Here is a 15,827-nt window from a genome sequence, read left to right on the forward strand (position 1 = left end):
GTTTAGGTAAAAATAACGGGGTTGAGGGTGCAATCTGCAAAATCTTTCACGTTAATACCTTTATTTGTTTAATTACGGAGAAATATTTTTATGTCAAAATTAGTTGTTATTGAAAATACCGTTGTACGCCAAGACGCTTTCGGGCGTTATTGTCTGAATGCTTTGCACCGGGCAGCAGTTGCTCAGGGTAAAGCAACAGAATCGCAACGGCCTTCTGTGTTTCTCAGAAGCAAGGGTATCAGCGCTTTTGTACAAAAAGTAATCGAAGCATCTCGGAGTGCTTCGGTCAATATCATCAAAGGTGGCCTTGAATATGGCAGCTGGGCAGTTGAAATTATCGCCATCCGCTATGCAGCATGGATAGACCCCTATTTTGAAGTTCAGGTCTACGAGCGGTTTAGGGATTCGGTAAAAAGCAATAACAGCATACTTGTCGAAAAAGTACAAGCTGGATTAGCAATGCTGGCATTCTGCAAACAAGAATTGCGTATCGCACCTTCTGGTATGCTTGGTGGAATGAAAAAGCTACAGTCATCGCTTGGTATGCCGGATATATTGCCAGCTTACGCTGTTGATGCACCAGGAGGGAGTTTAACAGGTTCAAGTGAAGTGACGCACTCTTTTACGGAACTTTTACAACTACATGGCAAACCTTACAGCCTACCATCTGGCTTTAAGCGTCTACAATTATTAGGTATTGTTGAGCGTAAATCACGTCCAAGTAGCAAACATCCTGATAAGGAAAAATTATTCTGGTCACTGACGGAAAAAGGATTACAGTTTGGAAAAAACCTAACCGATCCAAACCATCCCTGTCAGACTCAGCCCCATTTTTATGACAGCCAGTTCCCTAGGTTATTAGGTGTCATGATAAACGGGATTGCGGCAGCATAATAAAATATTGACCTTTAAAATCACTATTGACGAAAGAAGAAATCATGCGCTATAGTTTATCCGCATCTGCAAAATCAGATGTTGGGATTGACCTACTACTGTAACTACAAAGGCGCATAGCACGCCGAAAGCGTGTTTTTTTTATACGTCAGTCCTCCATATTAAGAATCAATGGTGGGCTGGATGGGGGAGCCGAAAGGCTCGCCGGGATCCTTTGTAGCCGGTAAGGTCAACCTCGTCCAGTTCGCCACCCAAGATTGACCTCAAAGGTGGTGATTGTCCTAAACCTACAAAGGAAATCATTACTATGAATACTCTAGTTTTCCGAAATACCGTTCTTGAAAATATTTCCCATAACGGGCAAATATGGTTTACTTCTGCTGAAATTGCTAAAGCACTGGAATATACAGAAACAGATGCGGTAACAAAAATTTTGAATCGCAATAAAGATGAGTTTTCGGAATGTATGACAACGACGGTCAATTTTGGCGTCGTTAGAAAAACGGGAAAGGTAAGAATGCCAGTTCGTATTTTCTCCCTACGTGGCGCTCATCTTGTTGCCATGTTTGCTCGTACGCCAGTAGCAAAAGAGATTAGAAAATGGGTGCTGGATATCCTCGATAAGCAAGTTGTTAATCATAATCCTCATTATCAACCACAACCACAACCAAAAGCCGTAGAGCGTTTTAGCCATTCAGACACTCGTAACCTAACGCATTTAGTTTGGTGTATGAAAAATGGCTTCCGGTTTGAGCGTTCATGGAGTAATGCGGTGTGGCTGGCACTACGCGAAGTAACTGGCACACCATCCCCTGAACGTTTTCAGGTAGCGCATATCACCTTAATGGCTGACGAATGTCGTCGTATTTACTATATCACTGAGTCACTACGCCAGATTATCAATGACGCAGAAAAGCATACGATCAAACGACTTTTACGTAAGCGTGAGAATATCGATACCGTGTTAGCGGAGATCAAACAGCTTTTTGAACAATTTCACCATCAACAAATCGGGCTAATCACCGCACGCACTGACCACTGGTACGAAAGTGAGTTAACCCATTTCATAAAACGTCACTAATTAATCTTAACGCCCCTTTTTATAGGGGCAATTTTTCATCAATTTAACTATTGAGGTATATCCTTATGTCAAATTTAATCAACATCGAAACAAAAAACATCAACGGCGCATTAATCCAGACGGTAAATGCCCGTGATCTACATCAATTTCTACAAGTTGGTGGCTTTGTTGAATAAATCAGAATTAGCCGACAGGATGGCTCCCTCTGCTACACCTACACCTGTTATCCGATCCTGAAGCTGTGTGGCATACCCAACAACGTCATACGGTTCAGCGCTTTGACCATCGCCATTGCTTCACCTACCTGAGCCTCATAGTCACGCAGGCTCAGATGGCCACCCAGCAAAGTTTTTATGCGGAACATCGCTGTTTCTGCCACTGAACGCCGGTGATAACCCACTTTCTTTTTCCACATATCATTACTCCTGCTCAGACGCTGATTCGCCACCGCATGGTTACGTTCATGGTACTTGTCCGGCCAGTATTTCGCTCCGCTTCGCGGCGGGATAAGGGGCCTGATTTTCTTTCTTAGCAACGCATCGTGGCAGTAACAGGCGTCATAAGCACCGTCTGCTGACACTTCCGTGATTTTCCGGTGGGTTTGGTTAATCAGGCCCGGCAGTGCCTGCGCATCTGTCGTTCCGCTGAGCGATAAGTCGGCACAGATAATCTCATGAGTCACACTGTCTGCTGCCAGATGAAGCTTGCGCCACACTCTTCGTCTGTCAGCCCCATGCTGCCTGACTTTCCATTCACCTTCGCCAAAGACCTTCAGACCGGTACTGTCGATGACCAGATGCGAGATTTCACCACGCGTTGGCGTTTTTATGCTGATGTTGACGCTCTTTGCTAGTCTGCTGACCAGCGAGTAGTCCGGACAGCACAGCGGCAAAGACATGAGTTTAAAAATCGAATCAACGAAGCCCTGTAATGCCCGGAGCGACAGGTTAAACACACGCTTCATCATCAGGACAGTGGTAACAGCCATATCGCTGTAGTAAAGCGGCCGGCCACGACCTTCAGGCGAAGAACTGTCAGTCCATCCAGCGATGGCCGACTCATCAAGCCAGACCGTCAGGGAACCGCGTTGTCTGAGTGCCTTGTTGTACGCGGGCCAGTTGGTAATTTTAAACTTTTGCTTTGCCATGGGGACCTGATGTTGAAACGAATTTAGCGATCAGCTCCGCCAATCACCTAAAAGTTCGATTTATTCAACAAAGCCAATCGTTACTTCATATTAAAACTCAAATTTGGATCTATTACCGTATAGGTTTGTTGGTAAGTTAGCTTATTTTCAGCAATATTTGATAGCTCTATGGCAATATCTTGCTGAGTAACTAATCCTATTTGAGGGAGTTGAATACGTTGGTGATTGCCGGTAGCAGGTAAATTAAGCAGGCCACCAGGCCGAAGGACAGTGTAATCTAATGAACTTGTTTTTAGGTAGCACTCAACCATTGATTTATGGCGAATTGACATACCAAATAGCGCCTTAGCTTTAGATGAGAGATATTTCCAACCATCACCGCAGCCAACAGAGGTCACCAATAATAAGCGCCGCATATTTAACGTTTCGGCCGATTTAATAATATTAAGATTACCAGTTAGATCAGCGCTCTTACCGCCTATAGTACTAAATATAATGCTGTTATTAGAAATATCAGCCAATGTATTTTTTATGTCGCTATATTGGCAAGCATCTCCTTCAATAACTTGCGAGCCTATTTGTGTTAGTCGTGTTTTATATTTTGCATTAAGAATAAAAACGATGACTTGATGAACTTGCTGAAGACCATATTGTACAAGATGATAACCAATTCCTTTACCTGCGCCAAAAACAATCCATTGAGACATATTTATTCCTACTTTAATAATAAAGAATACATATTTTACTAAAAGTACTCTGATATTAAACGCGAATAAGTAAGTTTTAGTTAAAATTCAGAATAAAAAAATGCCCTAATTAGGGCATTTTTTATTGGTTATTATTTGGGTTTAAACATATTGGATGTGGCTATATTTGTGGCAACATGACCACCGGCACCATTTTTACCATGGAAAGCTATCGCAGGTCGTACGTAAGCTTTAATTTCCAAACCGCTTTCAATAATTTCCGGCGCCGGTGCTTTTGTGGTCGGCGCATGGGAATAGCCTATTTTTTTTACTAATTTTATCGCAGCCGTTTCTTCTTTTCGATGACTTGCCTTTTTTGCAATGACATCGGTCACAGAAGATATATTTGGCTGAACATGGCTATAATTTTCATCCGATGAGTCGGTTGCTTTTTCCTGACTGATTTCATCGACTGAATATTCATCCTTTTTAATCTCATTGGCTATGAAAAGTTCATCATTAACCGATTGCCCATTTTGTAGCTGATCGGTTGCTCCACTATCTACTAGCGTTTCTACAACCACATTAGTGTTGTTTTCAGGCATTACTTTCGCTTCAATAAGTGGTTGACAGGCTTTTTCGTTTTGTTCAGTACCTTGAGTATTTATGGGAATAAGCAATACTTCGGCTGAGGGTAGTAAGCTTTTTTCCATCGTTGATTGAGCCGCTTCACTAATTGGCACTGTTTTTTCTTCTGCTTCAACTTTATCGATGATGTCATTACCGTTAATTGGATTGGCAGAAGATGCTGTTTTTTCATTAAATGTCATCATATTTTTACTATTTGATGACACTTCGTTCAATTCATTTAACTTAATCGGGTATTGGATCCAGACTTTACCCGAAGATAATTCAGGCGAAGCAACCGCCATTTTTAATGGTACTAATGATTTGCTTTGATTTTCATCACGATAACGACGACGGCGTTGCCCGCTAACGCGTAGGTGGCGAGGAGATCGTCTTGATCGCCGCGGAATGATCGTTTCTTGTCGTTCATTAGCATAATTGGTAGCTGCTTCTTGAGATTCAACCTGTTCGGTGACATGCGGCATATAGGTTTTTTGCTCCGCAGGCAGAATCGGTTCGGCAGTGAACAAACCAGGCTTATCCTCTGTGCTATTGGCAATAGGAAACTTAATATCTTGATATTCTTTATCAATAGATAATTTTTGCTGCTCAGTCGCACTATTTGCAACCCGTATTGATTGAGCTAGTTGACGCTGTTGACGGCGAGGAGAGGTAACGACCGTTCTTTCCGTTTCAGCCTCTTTCTTGTCAAGTGGTTGTGTTTTAGTTTCAAGTTGCAGCTGGCGTTTTTCTTCCTGACGACGACGTTCAGCTCGCTGCTCGCGACGCTGTTGTTGAGTTTCACGTGCTGCGCTCTCTTGAGTATCATTAAAATGACTTTTCTGATTACGGCTTTTACGTGATTGTTGCTCATCGGTATGTCCACGATTTTGACGGTTATCGATATTGTAATTCTGTTCACGGCGTTGAGTTGGCCGACGATTATTACGCCGCTCACTATTACGTCGCTTATCATTACCACTTTTCGATTTTTTTTCTGCTTTTTCGATTGGTTGCGCTGATTCGGTAAATAATTTTTTCAAGAATGAGGTAATTCTATTAAACAGACTTGTCGAAGTTTGCTTGTTGGTTAATTTACTCTGTTTACTTGATTTGCCCTTAGCAACCCCGGCATTTTTTGTATCTGCTTGAGATTGAAGAGCAAAAGTAGAAATAGCGGGTTGTTCAGGTAACTTTTTCTCACTGGCGGCATCATCTATTAGATTATTGGTTTCAGCTTCGTGATATTGAGCGAGATAGTAACTTAATGCTGAAACTTCTTCACCCTTACGAATGCGGACCACATTAAAATGCGGTGATTGCATCTGATCGTTAGGAACAATAATGACACGTATATTGTGTTGCCGACGTTCAATTTCATTGACAGACTGGCGTTTTTCATTCAATAGATAAGAAGCAATTGGTACCGGTACAATAGCATGTACTTCATGGGTATTTTCTTTTAATGCTTCTTCTTCGATCAAACGTAAAATAGAGAGTGAAAGTGATTCATTATCACGAATTGTTCCTGTTCCACTACAACGAGGGCAAACGTGATGACTGGATTCACCAAGTGACGGACTCAAACGTTGGCGTGACATTTCAAGTAGACCAAATCGTGATATCCGAGCGATTTGGATACGTGCTCTGTCTTGGCGTACGGCTTCACGCAGACGATTTTCAACTTCACGCTGATGGCGGACGGGTGTCATATCAATAAAATCGATAACAATTAGTCCACCTAAATCCCGTAACCGTAATTGACGGGCAATTTCATCAGCAGCTTCTAAATTGGTGTTGAATGCGGTTTCTTCAATATCGCCACCACGGGTTGAACGTGATGAATTGATATCGATAGCCGTTAATGCCTCAGTGGTATCGATAACCAGTGCACCACCAGACGGTAAACGAACCTCACGTTGAAAAGCCGACTCGATCTGTGATTCGATTTGATAGTGGCTAAAGAGTGGAACATCTCCACTGTAATATTTGATTTTACTTGCAAAATCACCACGACCAATCGCTTCAATATGATGACGAGCCATTTCGACAATTTTCGCATTATCAATCACGATTTCACCAATATCAGGGCGCAGGTAATCACGAAACGCCCGCACAATGACGTTACTTTCTTGATGAATAAGGAAAGGCGCTGATCGGTTTTCTGCAGCTTTTTTTATGGCTTGCCAATGTTTAAGACGATATTGTAGATCTTGCTGTAGCGCTTCCGCTGATTTACCTACACCAGCAGTACGGACAATTAATCCCATACCATTGGGTATTTCTAATGAGGATAATGCCTCTTTCAGTTCTGTGCGATCTTCACCCTCAATACGTCGTGATATTCCACCTGCGCGAGGGTTATTTGGCATTAAAACAAGATAGCTACCAGCTAAACTAATAAAAGTCGTTAGCGCGGCCCCTTTATTTCCTCGCTCTTCTTTATCAACTTGGATAATAACTTCCTGGCCTTCTTTTAAAACATCCTTTATGTTTGGGCGACCGTGGGGTTGATAATGGCTAGGGAAGTATTCACGAGCAATTTCTTTAATCGGGAGAAAGCCGTGCCTTTCTGAGCCATAGTCAACAAATGCTGCTTCTAGACTAGGTTCTATACGGGTAATTTTGCCTTTGTAAATATTTGCTTTTTTTTGTTCGTGTCCGGGATTTTCAATATCTAGGTCATAAAGACGTTGCCCATCAACAAGAACAACGCGCAACTCTTCTTGTTGAGTTGCGTTAATTAACATTCTTTTCATTATCAATACTCATTATTCTACTAAGTCAAAAAAGTTGCTACTAAAAATGGTTACTCTTGACCGATGGTTTCGTGACTTTTACAAAATCGTCAACCTCGCGGTTGTCGGTTGTATTGAAACGCAATTTTTCGGTGAAGCTACGTTTAAATAAAATGCTGCATTCTTAAATTAGTACTGTTGCTGAATTTATCCGTTCAATGTACAGTTTAGCTAATCCAGTAAACCTTTGTTCACAATTCAATAATTTATTTTTGATTTTACACACCGTCTTACACCATTGCTGCGTTTATGTGTTATCAAAATAGATCTATCTCAAATTACGCCAACGCTTGTTTTAATAAACATTATGGCAACTGTCAATTATTCCATTGCTTATGGGTAGATATCAAGATAACGTTTGCTGTTTATTGCGTTTTTATATGGAAAAATGTGAAAAAAATGCATTTGACAACGGAATTGACAAAGTTTAAGAAAAAAAGGCTAAAACAATGTATCATAATATTTGGTCGCAATATTTAACAAGTTAAAATGTTAACAAAATGTTATAATTAGATAATGAAAATACAGAATCAGGTCCAATTTGTTACTATCGATAATGATGAAGCAGGTCAACGTATTGATAATTTTTTATTGACACGTTTAAAAGGTGTTCCTAATAGTATGATTTACCGGATTATTCGCAAGGGTGAAGTAAGAATAAATAGCGGTAGAATCAAACCTGAATATAAAATTCAAGCAGGCGATTTAATCAGGATCCCACCCGTTCGGCTGGCAGAAAAGCAACAGAATGTTATTTCGGCTAAATTGGATAAGGTAGCTGCACTCACTGATTATATACTTTACGAAGATGAGCATCTGCTTGTTTTGAATAAACCTTCCGGTATGGCTGTTCATGGTGGCAGTGGGGTAAATTTTGGTGTTATTGAAGCTTTACGCGCATTACGTCCTGAAGCACGTTTTTTGGAACTTGTCCATAGGTTAGATCGCGAAACATCGGGTGTTTTACTGATAGCGAAAAAACGTTCGGCTCTTAGGCTATTACACCAACAGTTACGTCTGAAACAAATGCAAAAAAAGTATGTTGCGTTAGTGAAAGGGCAATGGCCGTCGCATATTAAAGTTGTTCAGGCCCCTTTATTAAAAAATATTTTACAAAGTGGCGAACGGATAGTAAAAGTCAGTGCTGATGGTAAACATTCAGAAACCCATTTTAAAATTGAAGAGCGTTTTTCTAATGCTACGTTAGTCAATGCCAGTCCAATAACAGGGCGAACACATCAGATCAGAGTACATGCACAATATGCAAAGCATCCTATAGCATTTGATAACCGTTATGGTGATCGCGATTTTGATCAACAGTTAACGATTACCGGTTTGAAACGATTTTTTTTACATGCTAGCTCATTAATGTTTATCCATCCGGCCAGTGGGGAAAAATTAACTTTCAATGCCCCTTTAGATCAACAACTTAAAAGCTGTTTGGCAATATTACGTAAGCAATAATGCATCGCTAATCAAATTAGTAAACCAGCTTGCATTATAAACTGGTTTTCTTTTTGTATGCTGTAAGATAGTTAATTGAGAGGGTTGATACCGTGAGCACGTAACATATTGATTAAAATAATTAAAGGTAAACCGATTAAAGTATTAGGATCCCGTCCAACAAGTTTTTCAAATAATGTGATGCCTAATCCTTCTAACATAAAAGCCCCTGCGCATTGATAAGGCTGTTCTTTTGTAAGATAGTTTTCAATTTGTGTATTTGTTAAATGGCGAAAATAAACAGTGAAAAGTTCACATCTAGAATTGTATTTTCTGCTTTCACTATCAAATAAACAGAGTCCGGTATAAAAGATAATTTTTTTGCCGGAGGCTTGCTTCAGTTGCTTGGTTGCTTTGCTATGAGTTAGTGGTTTTCCTATTATTTGATTTTCCAGGATACAGACTTGATCTGCACCTATTATTAAATGTGTAGGATATTTAGTTACTAATGATTTTGCTTTTTCAATGGCTAAGCGAGTTACGAGAAAAGTTGCTGATTCATTGATTAATGGGGTTTCATCTATATTAGGCGCATCAGCAATAAAAGGTAAGTCTAATTTTTGTAGTAGATGATAACGTGAAGATGACATTGACGCCAATACAATTGATTTCATAAAATATCTAAAATCCATAGCCAAATGAGGTGAGACATTTTAAACTAAATAGAGCTTAAATAGCGAATGTTTGGTGGAAAAATAAGCAAAAGAAGCCTTTTACTTTGACTATGTCTCATTACAAAGATAATATGCGCGCCTTATGCAAAAGGTAAAATTACCCTTAACGATTGATGCGCATCGCGCAGCACAAAAAAACTGGATTATTCAGGATATTATTCACCTGAACAGGTTTTGCGTGTCGTAGAATCAGTAGTAAGTATAGATAGCGATGTAACTAGTGAGCTATCGTTTGCAATAGATAATCAACATTTAGTTGTCATAAGAGGCGATTATGATATTGATGTCACGTTAAAATGTGAACGTTGTGGTAAAAATTTTAACCACCATGTTCATGTAACTTATTGTTTTAGTCCTGTCATTGATGATGAGAGGATTGCGTTATTACCTGAAGAGTATGAGCCAATCATTATTGACCAATTTGGTGAAATAGATTTGCTAGCAATGATTGAAGATGAAATAATCCTCTCTTTGCCGGCGATCCCGGTTCATAACTCTGAACGCTGTGAAGTGTCCGACGCGAATATGGTTTTTGGTGAGTTGCCTAACGAGGCAGAAAAGCCAAATCCCTTTGCCGTATTAGCTAGTTTAAAAAAAAGTACTTAAGGAGTAAGGTCAATGGCCGTACAACAAAATAAACCCACTCGTTCTAAACGTGGTATGCGTCGCTCACATGATGCATTGACAACTGCCGAAGTATCAGTAGATAAAAATTCTGGTGAAACCCATTTGCGTCATCATGTGACTGCTGATGGCTATTACCGTGGTCGCAAGGTTATTAATAAATAGTTGTTGTGTTAATTATTAAACGATTAATGCCTTGGCTAATTTAACCTTAGCATTAGATGCGATGTGTGGGGATAATGGTCCTCGCATTATTGTGCCTGCTGCATTGCAGGCACTCGTTTCTAACCCACAGTTAAGATTATTACTGGTTGGTGTTCCAGAAATTTTAAACCCATTGCTTGCAGATCAGTGTGCTGAGCTGCGTGATCGTTTGCAAATTATTCCTGCTGAATATGCTATTGCTAATGATATTAAGCCATTACAAGCAATCAGGCAAAGTAAAGGCTCGTCAATGCGGATTGCTTTAGAATTAGTGAAGTCTGGTCAGGCGCAAGCGTGTATTAGTGCTGGAAATACTGGTGTACTTATGGGGTTAGCAAAACTCATATTGAAGACAATAAATGGTATTGAAAGGCCAGCGTTGACAACGATTTTGCCAAATCAAGAACATGGTAAAACCGTTGTACTTGATTTAGGCGCTAATGTTAACTGCGATAGTCAAATGTTAGTACAATTTGCCGTGATGGGAGCAGTAATGGCTGAAGAGGTTGCTAATATAAGCAATCCACGCGTAGCATTATTAAATATTGGTGAAGAAGAAAATAAGGGTTTAGATAATATCCGCGAAGCCGCCTCAATATTAAAAGCAACACCTTCTATTAATTATATGGGTTATCTAGAAGGTAATGAGTTATTGACGGGTAAAGCTGATGTATTCGTTTGTGACGGCTTCGCAGGTAATGTAACGTTGAAAACAATGGAAGGTGTGATACGCGTTATTTTATCTTTAGTAAAATCTTCAACTACAGAAAATAAGATCTCATCGTGGCTGATGAAGTTGATTAAACCGTGGTTACAGAAACGTATCTCAAAACGTTTTGGGCACCTGGATCCTGATCAATATAATGGTGCTTCACTTTTAGGATTACACGGCATTGTAATTAAAAGTCATGGAGCGGCAAACCAAAAAGCATTTAAAGCTGCAATTGAACAGGCGATTCAGGCGGTAGAGAAGCAAATTCCTGATAGAATTGCGACTCGCTTGAATACCTTACTACCCAAGAGTGATTAAAGCAAAATGTATACAAAAATCTTAGGTACTGGCAGTTATTTGCCTGTACAGATTCGTACGAATGCTGATTTAGAGAAAATGGTAGATACTTCTGATGAATGGATAACTACCAGAACAGGAATTAAAGAACGCCGCATCGTAACAGAAGAAGATAATGTATCTACAATGGGTGATAAAGCTGCGCGAGAAGCGTTAGAAATGGCTGGCATCGCAGCTAATGAAATTGATTTAATCATTGTAGCAACAACTTCTTCGACCCATGCTTTTCCAAGTGCGGCATGCCAAATCCAACAAATATTAGGCATTAAAAACTGTGCCGCATTTGATGTTGCTGCTGCATGTGCTGGCTTCACTTATGCCCTGAGTATTAGTGATCAGTTCATTAGAACAGGGATGGCGAAGAAGGCATTAGTTATTGGTTCTGATGTATTATCAAGAGTATTAGATCCGAATGATCGTAGTACACTTATTTTATTTGGTGATGCAGCAGGTGCAATCGTTGTCGGCGGTTCACCAGAGCCAGGAATTTTGTCGACCCATTTACATGCCGATGGTAATTATGGTGATTTATTAACTTTACGCCATCAAGAGCATAGTAAATGCTCAGAGCCAACTTATGTCACAATGGCGGGTAATGAGGTTTTTAAGATCGCGGTGAGTGAATTAGCTAATGTAGTGGGTGAAACATTAGAAAAAAATGCACTAGATAAATCAAAATTGGATTGGTTAGTCCCGCATCAAGCTAATTTACGGATTATTCAAGCAACAGCAAAAAAGCTGGCAATGCCAATGGATAAAGTCGTTATTACGCTGGATAGACACGGTAATACTTCAGCAGCATCAGTACCGACAGCGTTTGATGAAGCAGTCAGAGATGGCCGCATACAGCGAGGGCAAATGGTATTGCTTGAAGCATTTGGTGGTGGTTTTACTTGGGGCTCAGCGCTGATCCGTTTTTAAATTATACAGGAAAATAAAAATGTCTAATTTTGCAATGATCTTTCCTGGCCAAGGTTCTCAATCTCTTGGCATGTTAGCTGATCTAGCAAAAGAGTTTGCAGTAGTAGAGGAAACGTTTGCTGAGTCTTCTAATGTCTTAGGATATGATTTATGGGATTTGGTCCAAAGTGGCTCAGAAGCAGAATTAAATAAAACTTGGAAAACACAGCCAGCACTTTTATCCGCATCTGTGGCAATTTTTCGAGTATGGCAGGAAAAAAAAGGCAAAATGCCTACACTAATGGCAGGCCATAGTTTAGGTGAATATTCTGCATTGGTCTGTGCCGATGTCATCGATTTTAAATCCGCTGTCAAATTGGTAGAACTACGCGGGCAATTGATGCAAGAGTCTGTGCCGGCAGGGATGGGGGCTATGTATGCAATTATTGGTTTGGATAATGAATCAGTATTAGCATCTTGTCAGCAAGCTGAACAAGGCCAAGTGGTTTCTGCAGTTAATTTTAATTCGCCAGGTCATGTTGTTATTGCCGGTGAAAAAAGTGCTGTTGAGAGAGCGGCAGCATTATGTAAAGCTGCTGGTGCAAAACGTACTTTACCGTTGGCTGTCAGTGTACCTTCACATTGTGTATTGATGCAGCCTGCTGCAAAAAAATTAGTGCAAGCATTAGAAGAAGTTGTATTTAATAAGCCTAATATTGCTGTTGTAAATAATGTTGATGTTAAAATTGAAAATTCGGTAGAGGGTATTCGACAGGCTTTAGTCAGGCAGCTGTATAATCCTGTACGCTGGGTTGAAACCATCGAATTCATGGCTGAGCAAGGGATCGTGCAACTATTAGAAATAGGGCCAGGTAAAGTATTGACTGGTTTAACTAAGCGCATTGTGAGTACGATTAATTCGGTAGCGATTAATGATACGGCATCATTAAACGCTGCGTTGATAAATAATTGAGGAAAACATGAGTTTTGATGGAAAAATAGCCTTGGTAACTGGGGCAAGTCGTGGTATCGGGCGATCAATAGCTGAACTACTGGCTGAACGTGGTGCGAAAGTAGTTGGTACTGCTACAAGCAAAGAAGGTGCCGAGGCGATTAGTAGCTATCTTGGTGATAAAGGTAAAGGTTATGTCTTGAATGTGACAGACCCTGAATCTATTGATAGTACTCTATCTAAAATTCGTGCAGAATTTGGTGAAATTGATATTTTAGTTAATAATGCAGGTATTACCAGTGATGATCTATTGCTGCGAATGAAAAAAGAAGAGTGGGATAGAGTTATTGATACAAACTTAACTTCGATCTTTAGTCTATCCAAAGCTATAATGCGTTCAATGATGAAAAAACGTTATGGTCGCATTATCTCTGTAGGCTCAGTAATTGGCACATTGGGTAATATTGGACAGGCAAATTATGCAGCGGCTAAAGCAGGTGTTATCGCTTTTAGTAAATCATTAGCACGTGAAGTAGCTACCCGCGGTATTACGGTGAATGTTGTTTCACCTGGTTTCATAGAAACCGATATGACTCGAGCATTGACAGATGAACAGCAAGCAGGCATTTTAGCTAATGTTCCTGTAGGGCGGCTCGGTGATGCAAAAGAAATTGCCAGTGCTGTAGCATTTTTAGCTTCTGATGAAGCAGCTTACATCACGGGTGAAACATTACATGTCAATGGTGGCATGTGTATGATTTAAAAACCAATAAATCATTTGCATGGTTAATGCTAAAATAGCATATAATAATGCGAAATCAGGTTCGAATAGCCAGGATTGGGTTGTGCCTTTCCTGTATCTAAACTACGAAAACCATCGTGAAAGCGAGTTTTAATAGGAATTTAAATAGTATGAGCACTAAAGACCAAGGTGTTGCCAACAACAGTATTGAAAGCCGTGTTAAAAAAATAATTGCTGAGCAGTTAGGTGGTGTTAAAGAAGATGAAGTTGCAAATAATTCTTCATTTGTTGAGGATTTAGGTGCGGATTCTCTTGACACTGTTGAACTAGTCATGGCATTAGAAGAAGAGTTTGATACCGAAATTCCTGATGAAGACGCGGAAAAAATCACGACAGTGCAAGCAGCTATTGATTATATTAATAGCCATAGCTCATAAGCCGTAAATTTAATTATAGAGAGCTTTTATGCACATATTCAGGCGGTCGATCGACCGCCTATATTTTCACCGAAACTTATTCCTTTTTCTGGAGGATATACGTGTCTAAACGTCGAGTAGTTGTGACTGGACTCGGCATGTTATCTCCTGTCGGCAACACAGTTGAGTCATCTTGGAATGCTGTATGTGCTGGACAGAGTGGCATCAGCCTTATCGAGCATTTTAACACTGAAAACCATACAACCAAGTTCTCGGGTCTAGTTAAAAATTTTAATCATAACGATTATGGTATTTCGGCTAAAGATGCGCGCAAGATGGATCTTTTTATTCAATATGGGCTTGCTGCTGTTAAACAATCTATCGAAGATGCAGGTATAAAAATCACAGGAAAAAATGCGCATCGCATTGGCGCAGCAATTGGTTCTGGTATTGGCGGATTAGGACTAATCCAGGAAAACTGTGATGTTTTACTGACTAATGGTCCGCGTAAAGTAAGTCCTTTTTTTGTTCCTTCAACTATTATCAATATGGTGGCTGGACACTTAAGTATTATTTATGGCTTTAAGGTACCAACTATCTCTATTGCTACCGCTTGTACTTCTGGGGTGCATAACATTGGTCATGCAGCGCGGATTATTGCTTATGGTGACGCGGATATCATGCTGGCGGGTGGCGCAGAAAAAGCAAGTACATCTTTAGGTATTGCTGGATTTGGCTCTCTCAAAGCCTTATCAAGACGTAATGACGAACCTGAGCGATCAAGCCGACCTTGGGATCAGGAGCGAGATGGTTTTGTATTAGGCGATGGAGCGGGTATTTTGGTGCTGGAAGAGTATGAGCATGCTAAAGCTCGAGGCGCCAAAATCTATGCTGAATTTGCGGGGTTTGGTATGAGTAGTGATGCCTATCATATGACGTCACCACCAGAGAATGGTGAAGGTGCGGCACTGGCCATGACAAATGCGTTACAGGATGCAGGTATAAACGCAGAAAAAATAGGTTACATTAATGCTCATGGTACATCAACACCGGTAGGAGATATTGCTGAAGCGCGAGCAGTTGCATTAATTTACCTAGAGCAGAGTAAAATATTGGTTAGCTCGACTAAATCGATGACCGGTCATTTATTAGGCGCAGCAGGTGCAATTGAATCTATTTTTACGATTCTGTCGTTAAGAGATCAACTTATTCCTCCAACAATTAACCTTGAAAATCTCGATAGTGAATTAGACGAATTAGTGAATACAGGACGGCTAGATTTTATACCGGATCAGACACGTAAAGTTGAAGATATGCAGTATGCATTATGCAATTCTTTTGGTTTTGGCGGCACAAATGGTTCGATTATTTTTCGTAAAGTCAATTAATTGATATTTTCTTATAAAGAGGCCTCAATCTAACTTAAGTTAAGGCTTTTTTATTGATTATAAATGATGGATGTCAAATAAACTGTAGCGATAAGTAGCAGGTATTCAGTTTGATTAAGAAG

The 15,827-nt window shown here is 40.1% G+C and carries 15 protein-coding genes and 1 pseudogene; 12 read left to right on the plus strand and 4 right to left on the minus strand.

What is annotated here, in order from left to right; translation table 11 throughout:
• Positions 1–90: 90 nt before the first annotated feature.
• Both E3U36_RS04710 and E3U36_RS04720 read left to right on the plus strand, forming a co-directional pair.
• Positions 91–894 (plus strand): KilA-N domain-containing protein, encoded by an 804-nt coding sequence (locus E3U36_RS04710; RefSeq protein ID WP_180817265.1) that lies wholly within the window; start codon positions 91–93, stop codon positions 892–894.
• 307 nt (positions 895–1,201) lie between these two features.
• On the plus strand, positions 1,202–1,975 hold the full coding sequence (locus E3U36_RS04720; RefSeq protein ID WP_180817267.1) for a BRO-N domain-containing protein: 774 nt from the start codon (positions 1,202–1,204) through the stop codon (positions 1,973–1,975).
• A 223-nt stretch (positions 1,976–2,198) separates the two neighbouring features.
• Here the strand turns inward: E3U36_RS04720 and E3U36_RS04725 are convergent, their stop codons facing one another.
• On the minus strand, positions 2,199–3,122 hold the full coding sequence (locus E3U36_RS04725; protein ID WP_180817268.1) for an IS5 family transposase: 924 nt from the start codon (positions 3,120–3,122) through the stop codon (positions 2,199–2,201).
• On the opposite strand from E3U36_RS04725, the gene E3U36_RS04730 reads away from it, so the two are divergent.
• Positions 3,116–3,262, plus strand: a complete 147-nt coding sequence (locus tag E3U36_RS04730) for a hypothetical protein (RefSeq protein ID WP_180817269.1) — start codon at positions 3,116–3,118, stop codon at positions 3,260–3,262. The genes E3U36_RS04725 and E3U36_RS04730 overlap by 7 nt on opposite strands.
• Here E3U36_RS04730 and E3U36_RS04735 read toward each other — a convergent pair.
• The gene (locus E3U36_RS04735; protein WP_180817270.1) at positions 3,203–3,829 is read right to left on the minus strand and encodes an NAD(P)H-binding protein; all 627 of its coding nucleotides are present in this window, start codon (positions 3,827–3,829) and stop codon (positions 3,203–3,205) included. The two genes, E3U36_RS04730 and E3U36_RS04735, sit on opposite strands and share 60 nt — an antisense overlap.
• A gap of 131 nt (positions 3,830–3,960) precedes the next feature.
• Positions 3,961–7,194, minus strand: a complete 3,234-nt coding sequence (rne, locus tag E3U36_RS04740; RefSeq protein ID WP_180817271.1) for a ribonuclease E — start codon at positions 7,192–7,194, stop codon at positions 3,961–3,963.
• A 555-nt stretch (positions 7,195–7,749) separates the two neighbouring features.
• Here rne and rluC point away from each other — a divergent pair.
• Complete coding sequence (gene rluC / locus E3U36_RS04745) at positions 7,750–8,697, plus strand: 23S rRNA pseudouridine(955/2504/2580) synthase RluC (RefSeq protein ID WP_180817272.1); 948 nt, start codon at positions 7,750–7,752, stop codon at positions 8,695–8,697.
• A 71-nt stretch (positions 8,698–8,768) separates the two neighbouring features.
• Here the strand turns inward: rluC and E3U36_RS04750 are convergent, their stop codons facing one another.
• Positions 8,769–9,350, minus strand: coding sequence for a Maf family protein (locus tag E3U36_RS04750; RefSeq protein ID WP_180817536.1), 582 nt, complete (start codon positions 9,348–9,350; stop codon positions 8,769–8,771).
• Between the two features lie 142 nt (positions 9,351–9,492).
• Between E3U36_RS04750 and yceD the strand changes: the two are divergent.
• The 8 genes and pseudogenes from yceD (at position 9,493) to fabF (ending at position 15,705) form a co-directional block, all read left to right on the plus strand.
• Positions 9,493–10,016 (plus strand): annotated as a pseudogene (gene yceD, locus E3U36_RS04755) (23S rRNA accumulation protein YceD).
• A gap of 12 nt (positions 10,017–10,028) precedes the next feature.
• Positions 10,029–10,199: a 50S ribosomal protein L32 gene (gene rpmF, locus E3U36_RS04760; protein WP_180817273.1), complete on the plus strand. Its 171-nt coding sequence runs from the start codon at positions 10,029–10,031 to the stop codon at positions 10,197–10,199.
• Between the two features lie 31 nt (positions 10,200–10,230).
• Positions 10,231–11,268: a phosphate acyltransferase PlsX gene (gene plsX / locus E3U36_RS04765; protein ID WP_180817274.1), complete on the plus strand. Its 1,038-nt coding sequence runs from the start codon at positions 10,231–10,233 to the stop codon at positions 11,266–11,268.
• Positions 11,269–11,274: 6 nt separating this feature from the next.
• A complete protein-coding gene (locus tag E3U36_RS04770) occupies positions 11,275–12,228 on the plus strand; it encodes a beta-ketoacyl-ACP synthase III (protein ID WP_180817275.1) in 954 nt (317 codons plus the stop codon).
• Positions 12,229–12,247: 19 nt separating this feature from the next.
• Positions 12,248–13,180, plus strand: a complete 933-nt coding sequence (gene fabD, locus E3U36_RS04775; protein ID WP_180817276.1) for an ACP S-malonyltransferase — start codon at positions 12,248–12,250, stop codon at positions 13,178–13,180.
• Between the two features lie 7 nt (positions 13,181–13,187).
• The gene (fabG, locus tag E3U36_RS04780; protein WP_180817277.1) at positions 13,188–13,922 is read left to right on the plus strand and encodes a 3-oxoacyl-ACP reductase FabG; all 735 of its coding nucleotides are present in this window, start codon (positions 13,188–13,190) and stop codon (positions 13,920–13,922) included.
• 149 nt (positions 13,923–14,071) lie between these two features.
• Positions 14,072–14,338: an acyl carrier protein gene (acpP, locus tag E3U36_RS04785; RefSeq protein WP_180817278.1), complete on the plus strand. Its 267-nt coding sequence runs from the start codon at positions 14,072–14,074 to the stop codon at positions 14,336–14,338.
• A gap of 101 nt (positions 14,339–14,439) precedes the next feature.
• Positions 14,440–15,705, plus strand: coding sequence for a beta-ketoacyl-ACP synthase II (gene fabF, locus E3U36_RS04790; RefSeq protein WP_180817279.1), 1,266 nt, complete (start codon positions 14,440–14,442; stop codon positions 15,703–15,705).
• Positions 15,706–15,827 lie beyond the last annotated feature (122 nt).

The organism is Arsenophonus endosymbiont of Aphis craccivora, assembly GCF_013460135.1.
Lineage (GTDB): Bacteria > Pseudomonadota > Gammaproteobacteria > Enterobacterales > Enterobacteriaceae > Arsenophonus > Arsenophonus nilaparvatae.

What these genes read in the sequence shown, in the direction of transcription:
- rpmF (WP_180817273.1), top strand. Translation starts at nt 10,029, where the DNA reads ATGGCCGTACAACAAAATAAACCCACTCGTTCTAAACGTGGTATGCGT.
- fabD (WP_180817276.1), top strand. Translation starts at nt 12,248, where the DNA reads ATGTCTAATTTTGCAATGATCTTTCCTGGCCAAGGTTCTCAATCTCTT.
- E3U36_RS04770 (WP_180817275.1), top strand. Translation starts at nt 11,275, where the DNA reads ATGTATACAAAAATCTTAGGTACTGGCAGTTATTTGCCTGTACAGATT.
- acpP (WP_180817278.1), top strand. Translation starts at nt 14,072, where the DNA reads ATGAGCACTAAAGACCAAGGTGTTGCCAACAACAGTATTGAAAGCCGT.
- E3U36_RS04710 (WP_180817265.1), top strand. Translation starts at nt 91, where the DNA reads ATGTCAAAATTAGTTGTTATTGAAAATACCGTTGTACGCCAAGACGCT.
- rluC (WP_180817272.1), top strand. Translation starts at nt 7,750, where the DNA reads ATGAAAATACAGAATCAGGTCCAATTTGTTACTATCGATAATGATGAA.
- fabG (WP_180817277.1), top strand. Translation starts at nt 13,188, where the DNA reads ATGAGTTTTGATGGAAAAATAGCCTTGGTAACTGGGGCAAGTCGTGGT.
- E3U36_RS04725 (WP_180817268.1), bottom strand. Translation starts at nt 3,122, where the DNA reads ATGGCAAAGCAAAAGTTTAAAATTACCAACTGGCCCGCGTACAACAAG.
- E3U36_RS04750 (WP_180817536.1), bottom strand. Translation starts at nt 9,350, where the DNA reads ATGAAATCAATTGTATTGGCGTCAATGTCATCTTCACGTTATCATCTA.
- E3U36_RS04720 (WP_180817267.1), top strand. Translation starts at nt 1,202, where the DNA reads ATGAATACTCTAGTTTTCCGAAATACCGTTCTTGAAAATATTTCCCAT.
- rne (WP_180817271.1), bottom strand. Translation starts at nt 7,194, where the DNA reads ATGAAAAGAATGTTAATTAACGCAACTCAACAAGAAGAGTTGCGCGTT.
- E3U36_RS04735 (WP_180817270.1), bottom strand. Translation starts at nt 3,829, where the DNA reads ATGTCTCAATGGATTGTTTTTGGCGCAGGTAAAGGAATTGGTTATCAT.